At 42.0% G+C, this 17,788-nt stretch carries 20 protein-coding genes; 13 read left to right on the top strand and 7 right to left on the bottom strand.

From position 1 onward, the window contains the following. Positions 1–49: 49 nt before the first annotated feature. Entirely contained in the window at positions 50–508 is a 459-nt protein-coding gene (locus ID12_RS00880) for a hypothetical protein (RefSeq protein ID WP_050826583.1), read from the top strand. A gap of 120 nt (positions 509–628) precedes the next feature. Here ID12_RS00880 and ID12_RS00875 read toward each other — a convergent pair whose 3' ends face one another. After that, positions 629–1,507 (bottom strand): endonuclease I family protein, encoded by an 879-nt coding sequence (locus tag ID12_RS00875; protein WP_048002229.1) that lies wholly within the window; start codon positions 1,505–1,507, stop codon positions 629–631. A 173-nt stretch (positions 1,508–1,680) separates the two neighbouring features. On the opposite strand from ID12_RS00875, the gene ID12_RS00870 reads away from it, so the two are divergent. After that, positions 1,681–2,916 (top strand): pyridoxal-phosphate-dependent aminotransferase family protein, encoded by a 1,236-nt coding sequence (locus ID12_RS00870; protein ID WP_050827627.1) that lies wholly within the window; start codon positions 1,681–1,683, stop codon positions 2,914–2,916. Between the two features lie 163 nt (positions 2,917–3,079). After that, positions 3,080–4,273 (top strand): MFS transporter, encoded by a 1,194-nt coding sequence (locus tag ID12_RS00865; RefSeq protein WP_050826582.1) that lies wholly within the window; start codon positions 3,080–3,082, stop codon positions 4,271–4,273. Positions 4,274–4,321: 48 nt separating this feature from the next. Here the strand turns inward: ID12_RS00865 and ID12_RS00860 are convergent, their stop codons facing one another. Both ID12_RS00860 and ID12_RS00855 read right to left on the bottom strand, forming a co-directional pair. After that, entirely contained in the window at positions 4,322–5,479 is a 1,158-nt protein-coding gene (locus ID12_RS00860; RefSeq protein ID WP_050826581.1) for an oxalate decarboxylase family bicupin, read from the bottom strand. 64 nt (positions 5,480–5,543) lie between these two features. Further along, positions 5,544–6,716 carry a PucR family transcriptional regulator gene (locus ID12_RS00855; protein ID WP_050826580.1) on the bottom strand — a complete coding sequence of 391 codons (1,173 nt, stop codon included), beginning with the start codon at positions 6,714–6,716 and terminating at the stop codon, positions 5,544–5,546. Between the two features lie 317 nt (positions 6,717–7,033). Here ID12_RS00855 and ID12_RS00850 point away from each other — a divergent pair, with 317 nt between their 5' ends. The 4 genes from ID12_RS00850 to yunB all read left to right on the top strand — a co-directional run bounded on the left by ID12_RS00850 (position 7,034) and on the right by yunB (position 10,535). Beyond that, entirely contained in the window at positions 7,034–7,885 is an 852-nt protein-coding gene (locus ID12_RS00850; RefSeq protein WP_050826579.1) for a DUF72 domain-containing protein, read from the top strand. A 63-nt stretch (positions 7,886–7,948) separates the two neighbouring features. After that, positions 7,949–9,322, top strand: a complete 1,374-nt coding sequence (locus ID12_RS00845; protein ID WP_050826578.1) for a bifunctional metallophosphatase/5'-nucleotidase — start codon at positions 7,949–7,951, stop codon at positions 9,320–9,322. Between the two features lie 67 nt (positions 9,323–9,389). Then, positions 9,390–9,695: a YunC family protein gene (locus ID12_RS00840; protein WP_007500404.1), complete on the top strand. Its 306-nt coding sequence runs from the start codon at positions 9,390–9,392 to the stop codon at positions 9,693–9,695. Between the two features lie 69 nt (positions 9,696–9,764). Then, the gene (yunB, locus tag ID12_RS00835) at positions 9,765–10,535 is read left to right on the top strand and encodes a sporulation protein YunB (RefSeq protein ID WP_007500406.1); all 771 of its coding nucleotides are present in this window, start codon (positions 9,765–9,767) and stop codon (positions 10,533–10,535) included. Between the two features lie 78 nt (positions 10,536–10,613). On the opposite strand, the gene ID12_RS00830 is transcribed toward yunB, so the two are convergent. Beyond that, positions 10,614–11,078, bottom strand: a complete 465-nt coding sequence (locus ID12_RS00830) for a DUF2691 family protein (RefSeq protein WP_050826577.1) — start codon at positions 11,076–11,078, stop codon at positions 10,614–10,616. 223 nt (positions 11,079–11,301) lie between these two features. Here ID12_RS00830 and ID12_RS00825 point away from each other — a divergent pair, with 223 nt between their 5' ends. Beyond that, a complete protein-coding gene (locus ID12_RS00825; protein ID WP_050826576.1) occupies positions 11,302–11,532 on the top strand; it encodes a hypothetical protein in 231 nt (76 codons plus the stop codon). A gap of 70 nt (positions 11,533–11,602) precedes the next feature. On the opposite strand, the gene ID12_RS00820 is transcribed toward ID12_RS00825, so the two are convergent. Beyond that, on the bottom strand, positions 11,603–12,547 hold the full coding sequence (locus tag ID12_RS00820) for a M23 family metallopeptidase (RefSeq protein ID WP_231583249.1): 945 nt from the start codon (positions 12,545–12,547) through the stop codon (positions 11,603–11,605). 323 nt (positions 12,548–12,870) lie between these two features. On the opposite strand from ID12_RS00820, the gene lipA reads away from it, so the two are divergent. Beyond that, entirely contained in the window at positions 12,871–13,767 is an 897-nt protein-coding gene (lipA, locus tag ID12_RS00815) for a lipoyl synthase (protein WP_008360456.1), read from the top strand. 39 nt (positions 13,768–13,806) lie between these two features. Here lipA and ID12_RS00810 read toward each other — a convergent pair whose 3' ends face one another. Further along, positions 13,807–14,442: a YhcN/YlaJ family sporulation lipoprotein gene (locus ID12_RS00810; RefSeq protein WP_008346841.1), complete on the bottom strand. Its 636-nt coding sequence runs from the start codon at positions 14,440–14,442 to the stop codon at positions 13,807–13,809. A gap of 120 nt (positions 14,443–14,562) precedes the next feature. Between ID12_RS00810 and ID12_RS00805 the strand changes: the two genes are divergently transcribed. From ID12_RS00805 to ID12_RS00795, 3 genes are read left to right on the top strand one after another with little or no spacing between them, the layout of a single operon-like run. After that, complete coding sequence (locus ID12_RS00805; RefSeq protein WP_003213192.1) at positions 14,563–14,838, top strand: YutD family protein; 276 nt, start codon at positions 14,563–14,565, stop codon at positions 14,836–14,838. Positions 14,839–14,857: 19 nt separating this feature from the next. Beyond that, positions 14,858–15,292 (top strand): DUF86 domain-containing protein, encoded by a 435-nt coding sequence (locus ID12_RS00800; RefSeq protein WP_050826575.1) that lies wholly within the window; start codon positions 14,858–14,860, stop codon positions 15,290–15,292. Positions 15,293–15,313: 21 nt separating this feature from the next. Next, positions 15,314–16,084: a TIGR01457 family HAD-type hydrolase gene (locus tag ID12_RS00795; RefSeq protein ID WP_050826574.1), complete on the top strand. Its 771-nt coding sequence runs from the start codon at positions 15,314–15,316 to the stop codon at positions 16,082–16,084. A gap of 42 nt (positions 16,085–16,126) precedes the next feature. On the opposite strand, the gene ID12_RS00790 is transcribed toward ID12_RS00795, so the two are convergent. Beyond that, positions 16,127–16,627 (bottom strand): phosphatidylglycerophosphatase A family protein, encoded by a 501-nt coding sequence (locus tag ID12_RS00790; RefSeq protein ID WP_029575457.1) that lies wholly within the window; start codon positions 16,625–16,627, stop codon positions 16,127–16,129. 113 nt (positions 16,628–16,740) lie between these two features. On the opposite strand from ID12_RS00790, the gene yutH reads away from it, so the two are divergent. After that, a complete protein-coding gene (gene yutH / locus ID12_RS00785) occupies positions 16,741–17,781 on the top strand; it encodes a spore coat putative kinase YutH (protein ID WP_050826573.1) in 1,041 nt (346 codons plus the stop codon). Positions 17,782–17,788: the final 7 nt, after the last annotated feature.

Raw genomic sequence — 17,788 nt, 5'->3', positions numbered from 1 at the left:
ATTTATGTTATATTGTTTCATTATATCATCATTTATGGAAGGAACTGATATGAAAAAAATTATCATATATATCATCTTTATTTTCATCATCATCATTGGCTTGTTCTTCATTCAACCACTTAAAAACCACATCTCTTTTCTTAAAGTAAAAAGTACAAATCTTACTGAATTAAAGGTAGGAGAATTGAAGTTGGGATTAATAAAGAGAAACTATAGTGAAAACGAGTGGATTAAAACTTCAAATTCAAATTATTTTAAAGTGAATAGTAGCAAAGAAATAGTGGCAATCTCTTTAGAAAATAATCAAAGTAATATAAACAACACAATAAATATTCATTCAACTAAAAAAGATATCTATGATTATTTAGGTGAAAATTATTATCGTAGAAATGACGATCAGGGATATGAAATTTTAGGCTATAAGGATTCAAAGCATGATATCAAAATAGAATTTTTCTGTTTAGATCGCAATGTAGAAAGAATTATTATTAGTAAATTGGGGGAATAAACATAACATAATGATCAGAATCTTTATAAGTTGAGAAGTGTGTTTGATGTTGCATGATCATCTTTTATAGATGTAGTAATGGGAAGAGGCACTGCTTGTTCATAGCAGTGCCTCTCTTTTTTATTCCCAAATATCGCTTACCCATTCAGGGTGATCAATAAAAGGATTGCGATTGTGTTGGTACGTTTGATAGATGATTTCGTTACGATTTCGTTCGATTTGATCGACTGGATCTTGCTTGTGCCATTTTAATAGGACAGACATTTTGCCGTGAAGAGGGGCGCTTCCATTATTCACTTTGTTGTTTAATTCTAAATCTGGGAAGCGGTCATCGCCTTCATATCGGACGGCCATATAAAAGAGCATTCTTGCTACATCTCCTTTCACCCGGCTATGAGGTTCAAATGAGTCGTTGTCGTAGAAGTTGCCCGGCGCTCCCTTGTATTCATTTCCGCCTATATCAAAATCTAAATTTCCTCGTGTGCTATTCGTTTGTACGTCTGTTGCCCGAAGGTGATGGAGATCTGTACCAGGTCCCTGGCTCGTCCCAAAATTGCCGTGAGATTTAGCCCACACATGCTCCCGGTTCCACTGTCCCACGTTTCCTCCATTTGCTTGCTTTGACCTGGAGATACCGCTATAGAGCAAGAGCACATTGCTTGGATTTTTTGGATCTTCATCTGTTTTCTTTAATGCATCCCAAACCTGGCTGTAGGATAGCTGTGTATGATCATCAATAATATCGTGTAATGCTTTCTTAAGAGCAGGACCAGATTTGCCAGCAGCAGATTGGTAATAGGAATCAATTTGACTTGAAGCGGTTGTTTTCACTTGTTGAGCAGATGTTTCGGTTTGAAGCTGTAACGGGGAAAAGGTGATGGTTTGACTAGGTTCATTCAGAGTAAAGCCTTGAGCATTTGCAGCGGGAGGCAGCGGAGCGGCAAATGTACCGAAAATCATGATTCCGGCGGCCACAGTTCCAAATAAAGATCTTTTCATTCTATTTCCTCCTTCATAGGGAATGTATACTCTTTAGTTCTATCATATTGCCATAAAGTAATAAATGGATTTATCGTAAATTTTATGTAATCAATTCGTAAGAAAAGAGATTGCTATTTTATCAGCATTGCTGTATAAGTGGGCATATAAGGATGGACACAGCAAGGGAGAGGATGGATAACGTGAAAGAACTACACACACCTACTAGAACCATTATGACACCAGGACCTGTCGAAGTAGATCCGAGAGTCCTTCGGGTGATGAGTACACCAATTCTTGGTCAATTTGATCCTGCATTTACAGAGATCATGAATGAAACGATGACCTTATTACGATCACTTTTTCAAACAGAAAATGAATGGGCTTATCCAATTGATGGGACGTCCCGCTCAGGACTTGAAGCTGTGCTTGCCAGTGTGATCGAGCCCGGAGATGTCATGCTCGTTCCGGTCTTTGGACGCTTCGGTCATTTGCTGATTGAAATTGGACAGCGCTATGGTGCTGAGGTACATACAATGGAATGTGAATGGGGAACGGTTTTTAAGCAAGACGACATCATCGCAGAGATGCATCAAGTCAAGCCGAAAATTGTTGCGATGGTTCACGGTGAAACATCTACCGGAAGATTACAGCCGCTTGAGAAAATTGGAGAAGCATGCCGAGCGCTTGATGCGCTTTTTATTGTAGACGCTGTGGCGACAATTGGTGGTGTCGAGGTCAAGGTTGACGAATGGAAAATTGATGCGGCAATTGGGGGCTCGCAGAAATGCTTGTCTGTTCCATCAGGGATGTCACCGATCACATATAATGATCGGGTGGCAGACGTCGTACAATCGAGAAAGAAAGTCGAAAAAGGGATTGCAACACAGGACGAACTGCAGAAACAGGTAGACATTTCTCCAATCAAAAGCAATTACTTTGATCTAAGCCAGCTGCAAGATTATTGGAGCCCGAGGCGGTTAAATCATCATACAGAAGCGACGACGATGCTTTATGCACTGAGAGAAGGGGTTCGTCTTGTGCTGGAAGAAGGCCTGAAGGAACGTTTTCAGCGCCACTTGTTTCATGAAAAGGCTTTAATGGCAGGCCTTGAAGCGATGGGGCTCGAATTATTTGGTGATCCAGACTGCAAAATGCCAGTCGTGACGTGTATCGTCATTCCAAGTGATATCGACGGAGAAGCGGTCCGGGCTGATCTTCTTCATCATTTTGGAATTGAAATTGCGAGTTCATTTGGGCCGCTTGCAGGACGGATATGGAGAATTGGCTCAATGGGCTATAGCTGCCGAAAGGAAAATATTCTATTTGTTTTAGCAGGCCTTGAAGCCATCTTGATGAAATACGGCGCAGCCATCAATTGTGGCGCTGGGTTGCAGGCGGCTCTCTCCATCTATGAACAAGCTGAATAAAAAAGGGATACTCAAAATACTCGCCATCTGCGGGTATTTTTTATTTGGGAAAAAACGCTGTTTTTTGAAAAACTAGACTTATAGAGAGCGATATCGCTATACTGAAGAAGTTCTTATCATTTTTGTCATCATTTTCATTTATTTTGAAGAAAGAGGTTTTGATATGAAAAAAATGGGCAGATTATACATTTTGATGCTCAATATTTTTATTGCCATGCTTGGATTTGGTCTGATCGTTCCTGTCATGCCAAGTTATATTGAAGCCTTTGGTGCAACTGGGAAAACACTTGGTTTTCTCGTCGCTGCAACTGGCCTCACACAATTTGCCTTATCACCCGTCGCCGGAGCGCTGACTGATCGATTTGGACGCAGAAAATTGATTATTGCCGGGATTGCCGGCTTTACGGTAGCTCAATTTATTTTTGCATTTGCCGATCAGCTTTGGATGCTGTTTGTGTCTCGATTTTTAGGCGGAGCTGCTGGTGCGCTGCTGATGCCCGCCATGTTTGCCTACATTGCTGATATCACAAGTGAAAAGGACCGAGGGAAAGGGATGGGTCTTTTTAGTGCTGCGATGACACTTGGTTTTGTCATTGGACCGGGTGTGGGCGGTTATTTGGTTGAGTTTGGAATTGCTTTTCCTTTCCTCATCGCTGGTTCTTTTGCAGCCCTGTCGACGCTGTTGTCTTTCTTGTTCTTACCTGAAACCTTAACAAAGGAAAAGCAGGAAGAAGCACGATTGAATAAAGAGCTTCATTTCAATCCTTTTACGCAGATGATTCAAGCTTTAAAAACACCATACGGTTTTTTGTTTATCTTGGCCTTTGTTTTGAATTTCGGAATCATTCATTTTGAATCGATCTTTGGCTTATATGTGGACCAAAAACATGGCTTTACACCGAAGGATATTGCATTTGTCATTACAGTAGCTGGACTTGCGGGTGTCATCGTTCAAGGTGCTTTAGTAAATACCTTTGTGAAACGATTTGGCGAAATGCGTGTCGTCCGTTATGCCCTTTTAGCTGCGGCGTTTATGCTGATCGCCTGCCGCTTTGCTCCTTCCTTTTGGCTCATTTTTACGGGCTCCATTTTATTTTTATCAGCCACCTCGTTTGTTCGTCCAGCTCTCAATACATTACTTTCTAAAATGGCAGGGAATCAGCAGGGGGTAGCAGGCGGCCTCAATACATCCTTTATGAGCCTTGCGAATATCGTCGGGCCAAGTCTTGCGGGTATTTTATTTGATGTGAATATTGAGCTGCCTTTTATGTTTGGAACGCTGGTGCTTTGTATGAGTTTCATTGCTTCTATTTTATGGGCGAAAAAAGTGCAGCAACATTCCCATGCCGTATCGTAAAGACAGCATAGAAAAAACCGATCAGCACAAATGGATCGGTTTTTTTCGTCATCGCTCATACTTCACGACTGGTGATTTTTCTTTATGCAACGCATGAATCAATGCATCGTCTACATGCAAATGCTCCTTCACTAATTGAGGAGGGATTAAGGCCATCCATTGGTTCAATGAAATATCTGCAAATCGATCGCTTTTAAACATTTCTAGAAACCAAAGGCTCGTTTGTCCGATATTTTGTATGTAGTGCCCCATTCCGAAAGGAACATAACCAACATCACCTGCTCTGTAATTAAAGGTGCGAGCTGTCCCGCCTGCTCCAAAAACCGTCATTTTGGCTGTACCGGTTAAATAGTATTGCCACTCATCATTATTCGGGTGCCAATGCATTTCTCTCATCCCGCCAGGTTTTACCTCCACAAGTGCAGCAGCAATCGTTTTCGATACTGGAAAATTGCGTGAGTCGACGATTCGCACGGTTCCACCAGAGGTCACGATTGGTTTTTGACGAAGGAGCTGGTGGGTAAATGGCGGTTTGATGCCGCCGTATGGATCAGAGACTGTTTGGCTTTCAATGGATGCTGGTGAAGAGCCTTGAAACATATAGCGTTGTTTATGTGGAATGTGGTCAAATAGCTTGATTGGCACGCCGAAATTAGCAGAAAGAATGTCTTTTGGTGTATGAGCAAACCAGTCTGTGATGGTGAACGTATCAAATTCAGAAAAAGCACCATCATCAAACACAAGGAGAAACTCACAGCCATCCTCAAGACCTTGAATGGAGTGCGGAATACCGGGCGGGAAATACCACAAGTCTCCTTCTTCTACATCAGCGATCATATTCCGTCCTTCTGCATCTACAGATGTGATCCGGGCTTTACCTAAAATCATATACGCCCATTCCGCCTGCTTATGCCAATGAAGCTCACGAACACCTCCGCGCGTAAGCCGCATGTTCACACCAGCAATAGTTGTTGATACAGGCAGCTCTCGCTCGGTAATTTCCCTCGACCAGCCGCCATGATTCAAGTGCATATGTGTATCAGAATATGAAAATTTTAAATTAGGAATCGTCCCCGCATCCGTTTTAGGGGGAACGAACATATCTGGGTTCTCCATATCGCGCAGAACGTCTCGCGGGCCTAAATCGGTTGCGCCGGCTCCATCGTCTCGAATCGGTTGCGGGATGTGACGAATCTCCTCATCCATTTGACACCACTCCTTGTCATTCACATTTCTCCTCCAAAATATATGAGGCGTAAGAAAAAAAGATTCAATCCGAATCGGATGAAAGGTGCTTTTGAATACGCAAAGCTAAGCGCAAGCGCAATGTTGCGTCAGGATCTTTTAGGCTGATCTGAAGCAGTTCTTCACATTTCTCCAGTCGATATATCACGGTGTTGCGATGAACAGATAAACGCTTGGCTGTTTCTGAAATATGGCAATGTGTTTCGACATAAACAGATAAGGTGTGGAGAAGGTTTGGATCGACTTGTGGTTGTTCATATAATGGGTGGAGGTACTGCTCATAGAATGTTGTTAAATCTTTTGGTGGGATGAGCTTCAGTAAATCTGACACATCTTTTGCTTGATAGAACTGAATATATTCAGCTCTTAATGAGAGCTGGCCTGATTGCAGAGCATGGACAGCTTCACTGAATCCTTTTGGCAGATCGGTGATGAGATAACCGCTTAAGCTCACACCAAAGGAAATGGTGGCATTCACATGTTGTTTAATAAGGATCTGCATTTGTTTTAAAAAAGAGCAGATCGATTTGTTCATTGCCAGCCAGCCGCCAGTCTCTTCTATAAGGAAGATGCCGATATCTCCTTTGACAAAAAGAAAGGCGGGAAATGGACAGTGCGAAAGGGTGCTTTCAAGTAAAGCAAACACATCATCTACAAGGGTTTGCTGCTTAAGGAAACAAGTGAAATGACTGCTCTGATCAAGTTGACAGACGATACATATATAGGGAATCGTTGTGTTTAATCCAAACATGCGTGCCAGGCAGGCGACATCTTGCTCTGAGGAAATCGTTCCCTCCATCCATTTGCGAAACCATTCATTTTTGGCTCGCCCTGTAGATTGCTTGATGGCATGTTGTTTGATACGTGAAATGGACATGGCATTTACAGCTTGTACAATGGTCAAATGTAGCTCCATATCGTCTTGAGGATGAATGAAGGCGGGAACGACTAAATAATCATAAGCTTGTTCGTTTATATAGATAGGAAAAACAGAAACGCTTTCTTTTGAATGAACCATAGAAAAATAATGCTGCTGCGTACTGTGAAACAAGCGGAGCATTTGTATCCAATCTGGGTTTGTCATACCTTGGGATGAGGTGAAAAGAATACGTCCATACTGATTGATCAAATAGACAGGCTGATGAATTCTTTGGGCCACTTTTTGCAATACTTCAACATGATGATCGACAATGTTCATATCCACTCATTCTCCTTTTTTAGAGCTGAAGCCTTTGGTGAAGATGAATAAAAAAATGGACAATCGCTGTCAAAGTCTCTGATATAAATGTTATGTTATCAGCTCCATTCAATTTAGATAGAAAGTTGTCATTTAATATCACAAAAAAAGATGGCAGAGCAAAATCACGTCACATCAGTCATCTTCATTCAGAAAAATGGGTAAATATGATATGTTGTAGACAGAAGAATTTCTTTCAGAAAGATGGGTATCCCAAGAAACAAAGACTTTCAATGGGAAAATCCGTTTAGACAAGCAAGTGGCAAGAGGTGAGATAGATGATTTATATCGGATTAACTGGCTGGGGAGATCATGACAGTCTGTACCCGCCGAAAATCGGCAGCTCTCAAAAGCTGTTTCACTACGCATCAACGTTTCCCATTGTGGAACTGGATGCAAGCTTTTATGCTGTTCAGCCTGAGCGCAACCATGAAAAATGGATAAAAGATACGCCAGACGCCTTTCAATTTGTCGTGAAAGCATATCAAGGAATGACCGGGCATCAAAGAGGCGAGATCCCGTTTGCTTCAAAGGAAGAAATGTTTGATGCCTTTATTCTTTCACTGACTCCTCTCATTCGAGCAGGGAAACTGGCGATGGTTCTGTTTCAATTTCCACCATGGTTTGATTGCAAAAAGGAGCACGTCCACTATTTAAGATGGTGTAAGGAGAAGATGGGGGATATTCCTTGTGCACTTGAATTCCGAAACCGTACTTGGTTTTCAGACGAGTTTTATGAACAAACCTTATCCTTTATGGAGAAAGAAGGGTGGATTCATTCCGTCTGTGATGAACCGCAAGTCGGAGAAGGGTCTATACCGCCAGTCATAAAAGCCACACACCGTGACAAAACATTGGTCCGTTTCCACGGAAGAAATAAACAAGGCTGGCTTCACCCGGCAGATCATGAGAACTGGCGTGAAGTTCGTTACTTATATTTATATAATGAAGCTGAACTAAAGGAATGGAAAAAGAACCTCGACATCCTGCATCAGCAGTCGAAAGATGTATATGTCGTATTTAATAATAACTCAGGCGGAGATGCGGCGACGAATGGCCAGCAAATGATTGATTTGCTGGATTTGACGTATTCAAGCTTATCCCCGAAGCAGTTAGATTTATTTAGTTAAACGAGAGCTGCGGCTTTCAACTTGAACGAGACGGTTCAGTGACAACTTGAGGGAGAGATCAACATGCTGCAGAAGCTATGGTTATATCATACAAACGACTTGCACAGCCACTTTGAAAATTGGCCAAAAATCGCAGCTTATATTGAAGAAAAGCGTCAAGTTCACGATCAGATGCTCTTATTTGATATTGGCGATCATATGGATCGAGTAAACCTTGTATCAGAAGCGGATTATGGAAAAGTGAATGTCAAACTCCTCAATCAGCTTGGCTATGATGGAGTCACAATTGGTAATAATGAAGGCATTACGTTGCCTCATGAGCAGCTCGACCAATTGTACAAAGACGCACAATTTTCGGTGATCTTATCTAATTTATTTGAAAAAGGCAAAAGACCATCGTGGGCAAAGCCTTATGAAGTGATCACATTGAAGAATGGACTGAAAATCGCCGTCTTAGGGGTGACCATTGCGTATACACCTGTCTATGAAAAGCTGGGCTGGGACATTACAGACCCATTTGAGAGCATACGGGAAATGCTGCAAGAAGTGAAAGGACAAGCCGACGTCATTGTTCTTCTTTCCCATCTAGGCATCATCCATGATCGAGAGGTAGCCCATGACTTCCCGGAAATCGACATCATCTTAGGCTCACATACGCATCATCTTTTAGAACAGGGCGAGATGGATAATGGCGTTCTTCTTGCATGTGCTGAAAAGTATGGGCATTATATTGGCTGTGTCGAGCTGACCATTGATACAGCGAGTAGCGAGCTGATCGAGAAAAAAGCGACGGTGCAATCAGTGGACCAGCTGATCAGTGAATCCGATGAAGCGATCACGACTTTACAGAAAGCTGAAAGAAGAGCGAAGTCACTCATGCAGGAAAAAGTGACATCCATTGAATCAAAGCTCGAAACAAAGTGGTTTGATGACTCCCCGCTTCCGCAGCTTTTAACAGATGCCATTAAAGAATGGTGCGAGGCAGATATCGGCATGATGAATGCAGGGATGGTGCTTGATTCATTAGAGGCTGGCATCGTCACAAGAGAGGACATTCACCGGATATGCCCGCATCCAATTAATCCAATCAGGGTGACACTTACTGGGAAGCAATTGATCGAAACAGTGTCTCGTGGCTGTGAAGAAAAAATGGAACAGCTACGCATCAAAGGCTTTGGCTTTAGAGGCGAACTGATGGGGAAAATGCTATACAGCGGTCTGACTTATTCATTAGAAGAGGGCGAAACCAAACGAGTAAAAGAGGTCTATGTAAACGATCAACTCGTCAAAGAAGATGATTCCTATACGGTTGGCACAGTGGATATGTATACACTTGGCTCTCTTTTTCCTCATATACGTGACCATGAACACATTGAATATTTCATGCCGGAATTTTTACGTGATGTCCTGAGCTGGCGATTGAAGGACGCAAAGTGAAATCCGCTCCAGCCTAACAACACTTGCCCTCCCTTCACATAGATTGTGTTGAAGGGAGTGAAGGGATATGGTGAATTTAACACCTATTACAATTGATGGCCATTCCTTTACAGCCGTCACCGTCAAACTGCCAAAGACCAATTTCATGGCAGTGACAAATGAGCATGGTTATATTATGTGCGGTGCACTTGATGTCGGGCTCCTAAATGAAAAGCTTGCAGATAGAGGAATCATCGCAGGAAGAGCAGTCGGTGTAAGAACCATCGAGCAATTGCTGGATGCACCTTTAGAATCTGTGACATATGCCGCTGAGTCGCTCGGCATTCATGCTGGCACAATTGGAAGAGATGCATTATTAAAAATGGTGAAATAAAATGAACAGATGATTCCTATCCCCCCGCCTGTCTGCATACACTTGTAATGGAGAAGGGGGGATTTTTTATTGAGATTAAACCGCCGTTATCGCCCCTATAAAAAGGGCCCTCTGCCATTTCGTTATGTCATGCTGCTTGCCATATTATTTTTTGTGCTCTCAACTGTCATTAGCCTATTCTTCATCAATCGTTCCATTAAACCAACGTTGATTCACATTGCTGAACTAGAAACAGAACGAATCGCCAATCATCTCATCCAATATTCTGTTCAGGATTTTGCAGATGATCAGGAGAATATGAAAGATATGGTTGTGATGAATACAAGTGAGAACGGAAAAGTGACAACTATCGACTTCAATGCGCAAGCAACATCGAAAGCAATGGCTGACCTGTCACGTCACCTTCAAAAAAATCTAGAGGACATTGAAAAGGGGAATTTTCAAAAAGAGGCAAAAGAAGCATTAAAGGATCAAACAGATGGACATGACGGCATTATATATAACATTCCGCTTGGGCAAGCGTCCGGAAATGCACTTATCGCCAACCTAGGACCAAAAGTACCTGTACGATTTAGTGTCATTGGTGACCCGCATACAGACGTTGAAAAAAACATCAAGCCATATGGCATTAACAATGCCTTGATTGATATTAGTGTGCTCATTGAGGTGAAGGTGAGAGTCATCATCCCATTCGCCTCAGAAACCATCGTCGTCAAAAATTCCGTGCCTGTCTCCATCCAAGCCGTTCAAGGAGACGTCCCAGATTATTATAATGGCAGCGGAACAAATTCAGGCGCTCCATCGATTGTTCTGCCGGAGAAAAAGGAGAAGAAAGAATAACAGCCCAATGGACGAATTGGGCTGTTTTTTTCATATGCTGTGATTGCATATAGTGTTTTTGTGATGAACGTTTTGTTGTTACGAAACAGACAGTCTTGTCCTTGTATCATTTTCATCGGTGATATAGGTCACGTCTTCAAATCCACATTCAACTGCATTCTTGTATAGCCATTCGAGTGTTCCCTTATTTTTGCAATAGATCGTGACATAGGAGCAATCGGCTACTAAAAGAACAAGCTCGCATTGGCTTTCAATAAATTCTTCATAGGTCTTAATATGAGACAATGTCCCTTTTGGATATGCTTGTAAATCGGCGAAAATCATATAATACGTCTTGTTTTCAATGAGGTGTTTGAGTTCTATACCGTCCATTTCTGTTTTATCTTCAGGAAAAAGTTCTTCATCTTTTTCGCCATCAACTAGTATATTCGAGTCTTCGGTATCGATTCGCCAGCTGAATTTGGTGATGTCGATCGGTTTTAGCACTTCTCCAAGGAAGACTCCGTATTCATTTGGAATGGTAAAGGTCATTCCTCTTTTCAAAAAACAGCCCCCCTAACTCTTTGTGAAGTAATTATTCATTGGCTGCGATGCTTAGACTTTTTTATGTGATCTGTTCATCTTATCCTAATTAACCACTTGATTCCATACGAATCACGTGCCATGATAAATGTTCATTGTTTTCCTTTTTTGGATAGTGTAGCTATCCTGAAGGCTGATTTTTTACGATCGTCTGTTATGAAAGTGAGAGGAGGATTTGAATGATATGAAGAAAATTCATGTAAGCGGATTTTGTTTTTTAGTATTTGCCATTGTATTTAGTGCTAAATATATGTCAGCATCGATATTATTAGCTGGGAGTGACAGTTTGAGTGTCGACTTATTTAGAGGGATGCTTGACATGATTCCACTTGAAGTAACAGTTGTGTACCTCCTTTTTTTCATCATGGGTATTCTTTTTTTAGTATTAGGATTGAAAGAGAAGCATAAGCAGTAACAGTAGACAAGGAAATGTTGATACATATTAAAAGGAGAAGCAAGCGGTATCGCTAAACTTCTCCTTTTATTTATCGACGTTTCCGCTCGGCTCTTTCCCATGCCCTTAAATGAGGGTAAGGATCAAACGACCATTCAGTTCGTCCATTGTCTTTATACATGCCATAATGAAGGTGTGGCGGGAATTTTCCTGCTGTGCCAGGTGGACCGTAACCGGAGCTTCCGACTGATCCGATGACTTGACCAGGTTCTACAATCTGCCCAGCTTTGAGTCCTTTTGCAAAGCCATTTAAGTGGGCAAAATAATGATAATGATTATGAATATCTCGAATGCCGATCCGCCAGCCGCCAAAGCGATTCCAGCCTTTCATTTCAATCACGCCGTACGATGTCGCACGAACAGGAAGACCGTAATGAGCAAAAAGATCAGTGCCCTCATGAATTCTTCTGCCTCCAAAGCCTCTCGCATCACCCCATGTACTCCTGTAGCTGTAGTCAGCGCCAACCGGAAGAGGAAACGCATGCTTTCCAAGGTCAAGATGGCCGTAATGCTTATAGAGCTTCATAAAAGATGAAATGATTCCAACGGTTTGATCACGTCCGTAATAATCCCACAGCGCGATTTTTAATTGGTCGATGCTGCTGCCGTAATGAAGCAAGTATTGAGCAAACGTGAACAGGACATCTTCATCGTTATCGATTTCCGCTTTTCCATCCCCATTTCCATCAAGCCCAATACCGTCGAACACTTTAATGCTTAATGGTGAGGTATCTTGCTTATTTGGATTTTCTGGTCCTATCCACATTTCCCGGGGAATGTAGATGCCAATCACACCTGTTTGTTTTGGTAAATCTCTTCTGCTTTTGCGTATATTGTGTTCATACTGATCAACCGCAGCAAGTACATACCACGGAACCTGTGTGGTGATGGCGATCTTTTCATACAGTGCCATTCGCTGTTTTAATTCATCAGGCTGTTTGTTTGCCCCTTGTGCATGGACTGGTGCGGGAATCATTGAAAGAGCGATGATGATCGCTAAAACCACTTTCACAAACGTCCATCTCCTTTCTTCGAACATCTCTTCTACCGTTTAGTGTGGTTTGATCACGTTATTTCATAAGAAGAAAATGTTAGTAATTTTCTTCTGTTATTTTAGGAGGCTTTTGGGTATTTTTGCAGCTCATTCCCTTGTTGTTCAATCTGTACTATGTTAAAGTGTCTAAAGAAAAGGCCTTAGGCCGAAGATTCAATTTTTTGCGGCAATAGCTGCATCCATCGTATATAGCAGGAAGATGATTGTATATGCACCTTTAACGAATTCATATGGAGATGATGGAATTGGCAAAGAAGGAAGAGCACGTAAGAAAACCGGACTGGCTTAAAATTAAGCTGAATACGAATGAAAACTATACCGGTTTGAAAAAAATGATGCGGGAAAACAACCTGCATACCGTTTGTGAGGAAGCGAAATGTCCGAATATTCACGAATGCTGGGCAGTGAGAAGAACTGCTACATTTATGATCCTCGGATCTGTTTGTACGCGCGCATGCCGTTTCTGTGCGGTGAAAACCGGACTTCCTACTGAGTTAGACTTGCAAGAGCCAGAACGCGTGGCAGATTCAGTGGCTTTGATGAATTTAAAGCACGCTGTTATAACAGCGGTTGCAAGGGATGACCAAAAAGATGGCGGAGCAGGTGTATTTGCTGAAACTGTTCGTGCCATTAGAAGAAAAAGTCCATTCACAACAATTGAAGTTCTCCCTTCAGACATGGGTGGCAATTATGATAATTTGAAAACGTTAATGGATACACGCCCTGATATTTTAAATCACAATATTGAAACAGTACGCAGGTTAACACCAAGAGTTCGTGCACGGGCTACATACGATCGTTCATTGGAATTCTTGCGTCGTGCAAAAGAAATGCAGCCTGACATTCCAACGAAATCAAGCATTATGATTGGACTTGGTGAAACGAAGGAAGAAATCATTGAAGTTATGGATGATCTTCTTGCTAATAACGTCGACATCATGGCAATTGGTCAGTATTTACAACCTTCGAAAAAGCATTTGAAAGTGCAAAAATACTACCATCCAGATGAGTTTGCAGAGCTGAAGGAAATTGCCATGTCAAAAGGCTTTAGCCACTGTGAAGCTGGACCGCTTGTCCGTTCTTCTTACCATGCAGACGAACAAGTAAACGAAGCGTCTAAGAAGCGTCAGGCGCAAGCATAACAAAGAAAACGCCAGAGCTCTCTGGCGTTTTTTCTCGTGTTAATTTTGGCCGTAAGGTGTGTTTCGTCTCATGGTCCGATCGGAATTCGTCATGCCATTGGCATCTTCTTTCGTTGAAATATCTCCGCCTTGAGGAGAGTATTTCATTTGTTGAATCGTTTTCGTTAAAATTTGATCAAAATCACGTGAATTGGTTTGAAGACGTGAAAAATTGGCAATGGATTGAAAGTGCTCTGGGTTATCAGAGACGTACACATGATAATAACGAGGGAGAACAGAAACCGCTGTTTTTTTCACTTGATCGGCTGATTCATCTCGGTTTTTGTTGCCTGTTCGATACACAATGAGGGCATCCTCGTCTGTGACAAGTGTTGCTGCATCCTTTATATTTGGCAGCTGGATGGCTAAACTTGTAATCACGTGGGCAAGGTGCTCACGATTTAAAGCAGGGGTTCTTTCCTTTTGATCGGTTACTTGCTGGCGCTGATAACGAACATAGCCTGCTCGATTCGTATCTGCTTCTGGCATGTTGGAATTATTTCCTTCATGACGATCAGACAGGCGAATTGTCTTGCTGGAAGAGTCTTCATCCACTTGCCGGTTCATTCCTGATTGAAAGCCGCATCCGCCTAAAAGCATGCATAGGAGAATAGTGGCTGTCAGTTGTTTCATCATAAATGTGACCTCCTTTTTTCTTTAGCTTCGGCTAAATCGGAAAAAACATGCTTTAGCAATTGATGGAGTTGTTCCAATGAATTATCATTAAAGATGGATCGTTTAAAAAGAGGTGAGAAGATGATCGTCATTCAGAATGCTACCTTTGATCTTGTAAGAGATATCAAAGACGGCTTTGATGAGGAAGCGTTTAAAGCAAGGTACTCAGATATTTTAAATAAGTATGATTATATTGTGGGGGATTGGGGCTATAACCAGCTTAGGCTGAAGGGGTTTTTTGATGACCAAAACCAAAAGGCCACATTCGATACAAAAATCAGTACACTCGATGAATACATTTATGAATACTGTAATTTTGGCTGTGCCTATTTTGTCTTAAAGCGGATTAGAAAATAACGCAAAGGGGAGCGTCATGATGTATTTCGTAGACAGAAAGAAGATTGAAGAGACATTACGTTTTTTTGAGGAGCAATATGATTTGATGCGCAGCCATCAAACATGGTCAAGTCCTTTAGAAAAAAAAGCGCTGGAACGAATTGTTCATTTGCTCGTCGAATGTATTCTTGATACAGGAAATGATATGATTGACGGCTTTATCATGCGGGACCCAGGAAGCTATGATGACATCATGGATATCCTTGTGGACGAAAAGGTTGTACCAACAGAAGAAGGCACTCACCTGAAAAAACTGGTCTCGTGTCGTAAAACACTTGTTCAGCAATACCAAGAAGTGGTTCATCAAGATTTGTTGCAGGTCATCAGTGAGGTAGAACAGGCGCTGCAAGTCTTCCCGAATCGAATTCGCACTTACTTGGAGCAGGAGCTTGGACCAGTATCAGCGTTTAAATAAACCATTGGAGTTGTAAGCAGCATGAAATACAAAGGCTATTTAATTGATTTAGACGGGACGATGTATAAAGGAACAGAAAAGATTGAAGAGGCGGGGCAATTTGTTCACAAGTTAAATGAGTTGAACATCCCTTATTTGTTTGTCACGAATAACTCTTCGCGCACACCGAAGCAAGTAGCAGAGAAACTCGTTTCATTCGATATCCCAGCAACGGAAGAGCAAGTCTTTACAACAAGTATGGCAACGGCAAACTATATCGCAGAACAAAAGAAAGATGCCTCGGTGTATGTGATCGGAGAAGAAGGCATTCAGCAGGCCATCGAAGAAAAAGGCCTGTCGTTTGGTCAAGAAGACGCTGATTTCGTTGTCGTTGGAATAGACCGCAGCATTACATATGAAAAACTAGCGGTAGGAGCCATTGCGATCCGTCAAGGTGCACAATTTGTTTCAACAAATGGAGATATTGCCATTCCGACAGAAAGAGGGCTGTTACCTGGAAATGGATCGTTAACATCTGTGCTGACGGTTACGACAACAGTGCAGCCAACATTTATCGGAAAGCCAGAGTCTATCATTATGGAACAGGCCATGCGGGTGCTCGGGACAGATGTGTCAGAGACGCTCATGGTGGGCGATAACTATGATACCGATATTATGGCAGGGATGAACGCAGGGATGGATACACTGCTTGTTCATACAGGCGTCACGACAAAAGAGCTACTTCAGAAATATGACAAACAGCCAACCTATGTCATTGATTCATTATCTGAGTGGATCGAACGATTATCTTAATGAAAAGAGGACAAGCGTCAGACGCACGTCCTCTTTTTTGTTTTATTCTGCATTTCTCGCACTATGTGCCAGTCTGCTTGATGCTGCCGCAGCAATAGCACCGACAATGTCATCTAAAAAGGTGTGGCATTCGCCTGTGGATTTATCGTTGAGTTTCCCAAGAATCCCTGGTTTTTCTTTATCGATATATCCGTAATTCGTAAAGCCGATGGAGCCATAAATATTAACGATGGCAAAGGATAAAATTTCATCCACACCATATAGACTTTCATCTGTTTCAAGAATGGATTGCAGCGGTTCTGTCAGCTTTTTTTGCTCAGCGAGAACGTCTAGTTCAACGCCTGTTAAGATGGCATTTTGGACTTCACGTTTTGCGATGACACGTTCCACATTGTGGATGCACTCTGTCATGTCTAAGCCAGGATGATATTTTTCCTGTAAAAAGAAGACAAGGTCTGCTATATCTTGAATGGTTACGCCTCGTTCTTGTAAACGGCGTCTTGCTGTTTTTTCTACTTCGTTCATCTCATGATGATGCGGCATGTTCCTCACCCAATCCTCGTAATTTGTCCACAACGTGTGAAAAAGCTTCGGATAGTAAATAGTATTCATAAATCCCTCAACCTGCGACTACGATATGATAAGAGACTGATTTTATGAACGCAGGTGAAATCATGAAAGAAACCATTTATCACACATTTGGTATTGATGTGCGTCAATTTATGCCATATGGCAGTTATCAGAGCTTTCAAACGGCGAAAGCTCTCTTCATCATTGTTCCCGTGTCTCATTTGCGAGAAGAAGAACTCACAGAGCTTTATCATATCAGTCAGTATTTACTGAATGACGGTGACCCATACGTTGCCGTGTTTGAATTAACAAACGAAGAGAAACCGACTTTTACCCATGGAAAAGAACTGTACTCTCTATTAAAGGCAGCACCGCGGGTCACAAGCCGCTCATTTCAGCACGCACCAGAGCTGGCGGCCTTTCATGTCAGGGGGAGAGGGTTTCCTTATGAGGTGTCTGAAACAAAACGTGTCGGAGCTTGGAAGGAATTATGGGCAAAACGGTTAGACCAGCTGGAAGGCTTTTGGATGCAGCAAATGCATCAAAAACCACTTGAACGATTTGAAAAGAAATTTATTGAATCCTTTCCGTATTATCTTGGATTAACGGAAAATGCCATTCAATATTTAGTGGATACAGAGCTTGATGATGAACCAAAAGAATGTGATTCAGGTACTGTTTGTCATCAGCGCTTTTCACGTATGACCTGGCCACATGAGCAGCCGCTTCGTTTACCTGTTGACTGGGTATTTGACCATCCAACAAGAGACATCGCAGAATATTTAAGAGAAACCTTTGTCCAGCATAAGGAGGATTTAATTGAAGAGGGATTTTCCTTTTTGCAGCAATATGAGCAGGTTACGCCTCTTTCATCATTTTCAAAGCGTCTGCTGTACAGCCGTCTTCTGTTTCCGCTTCATTATTTTGAAATTGTCGAAGGTTATTATATGTCAGGAGAAAATGAAAAATCTTATTATGAAGAACGATTAGATTATGTTTTAAATGATGCGAACCGCTACGAATATTTTCTCAAGGTGTTTCAAGAATTGAGTGCCATGCGCAGCGGTGGGCATCTCATTCCTTCTGTTGGATGGATTCATCAATCCGCTGATTTGAAGTTTCAGTGAACAGACG

Origin of the sequence: Bacillus altitudinis (assembly GCF_001191605.1) — a bacterium.
GTDB classification, from domain to species: Bacteria; Bacillota; Bacilli; order Bacillales; family Bacillaceae; genus Bacillus; species Bacillus altitudinis.
The sequence above is the reverse complement of the archived record's forward strand: the minus strand, read 5'-3'. Positions and strand labels throughout refer to the sequence as shown.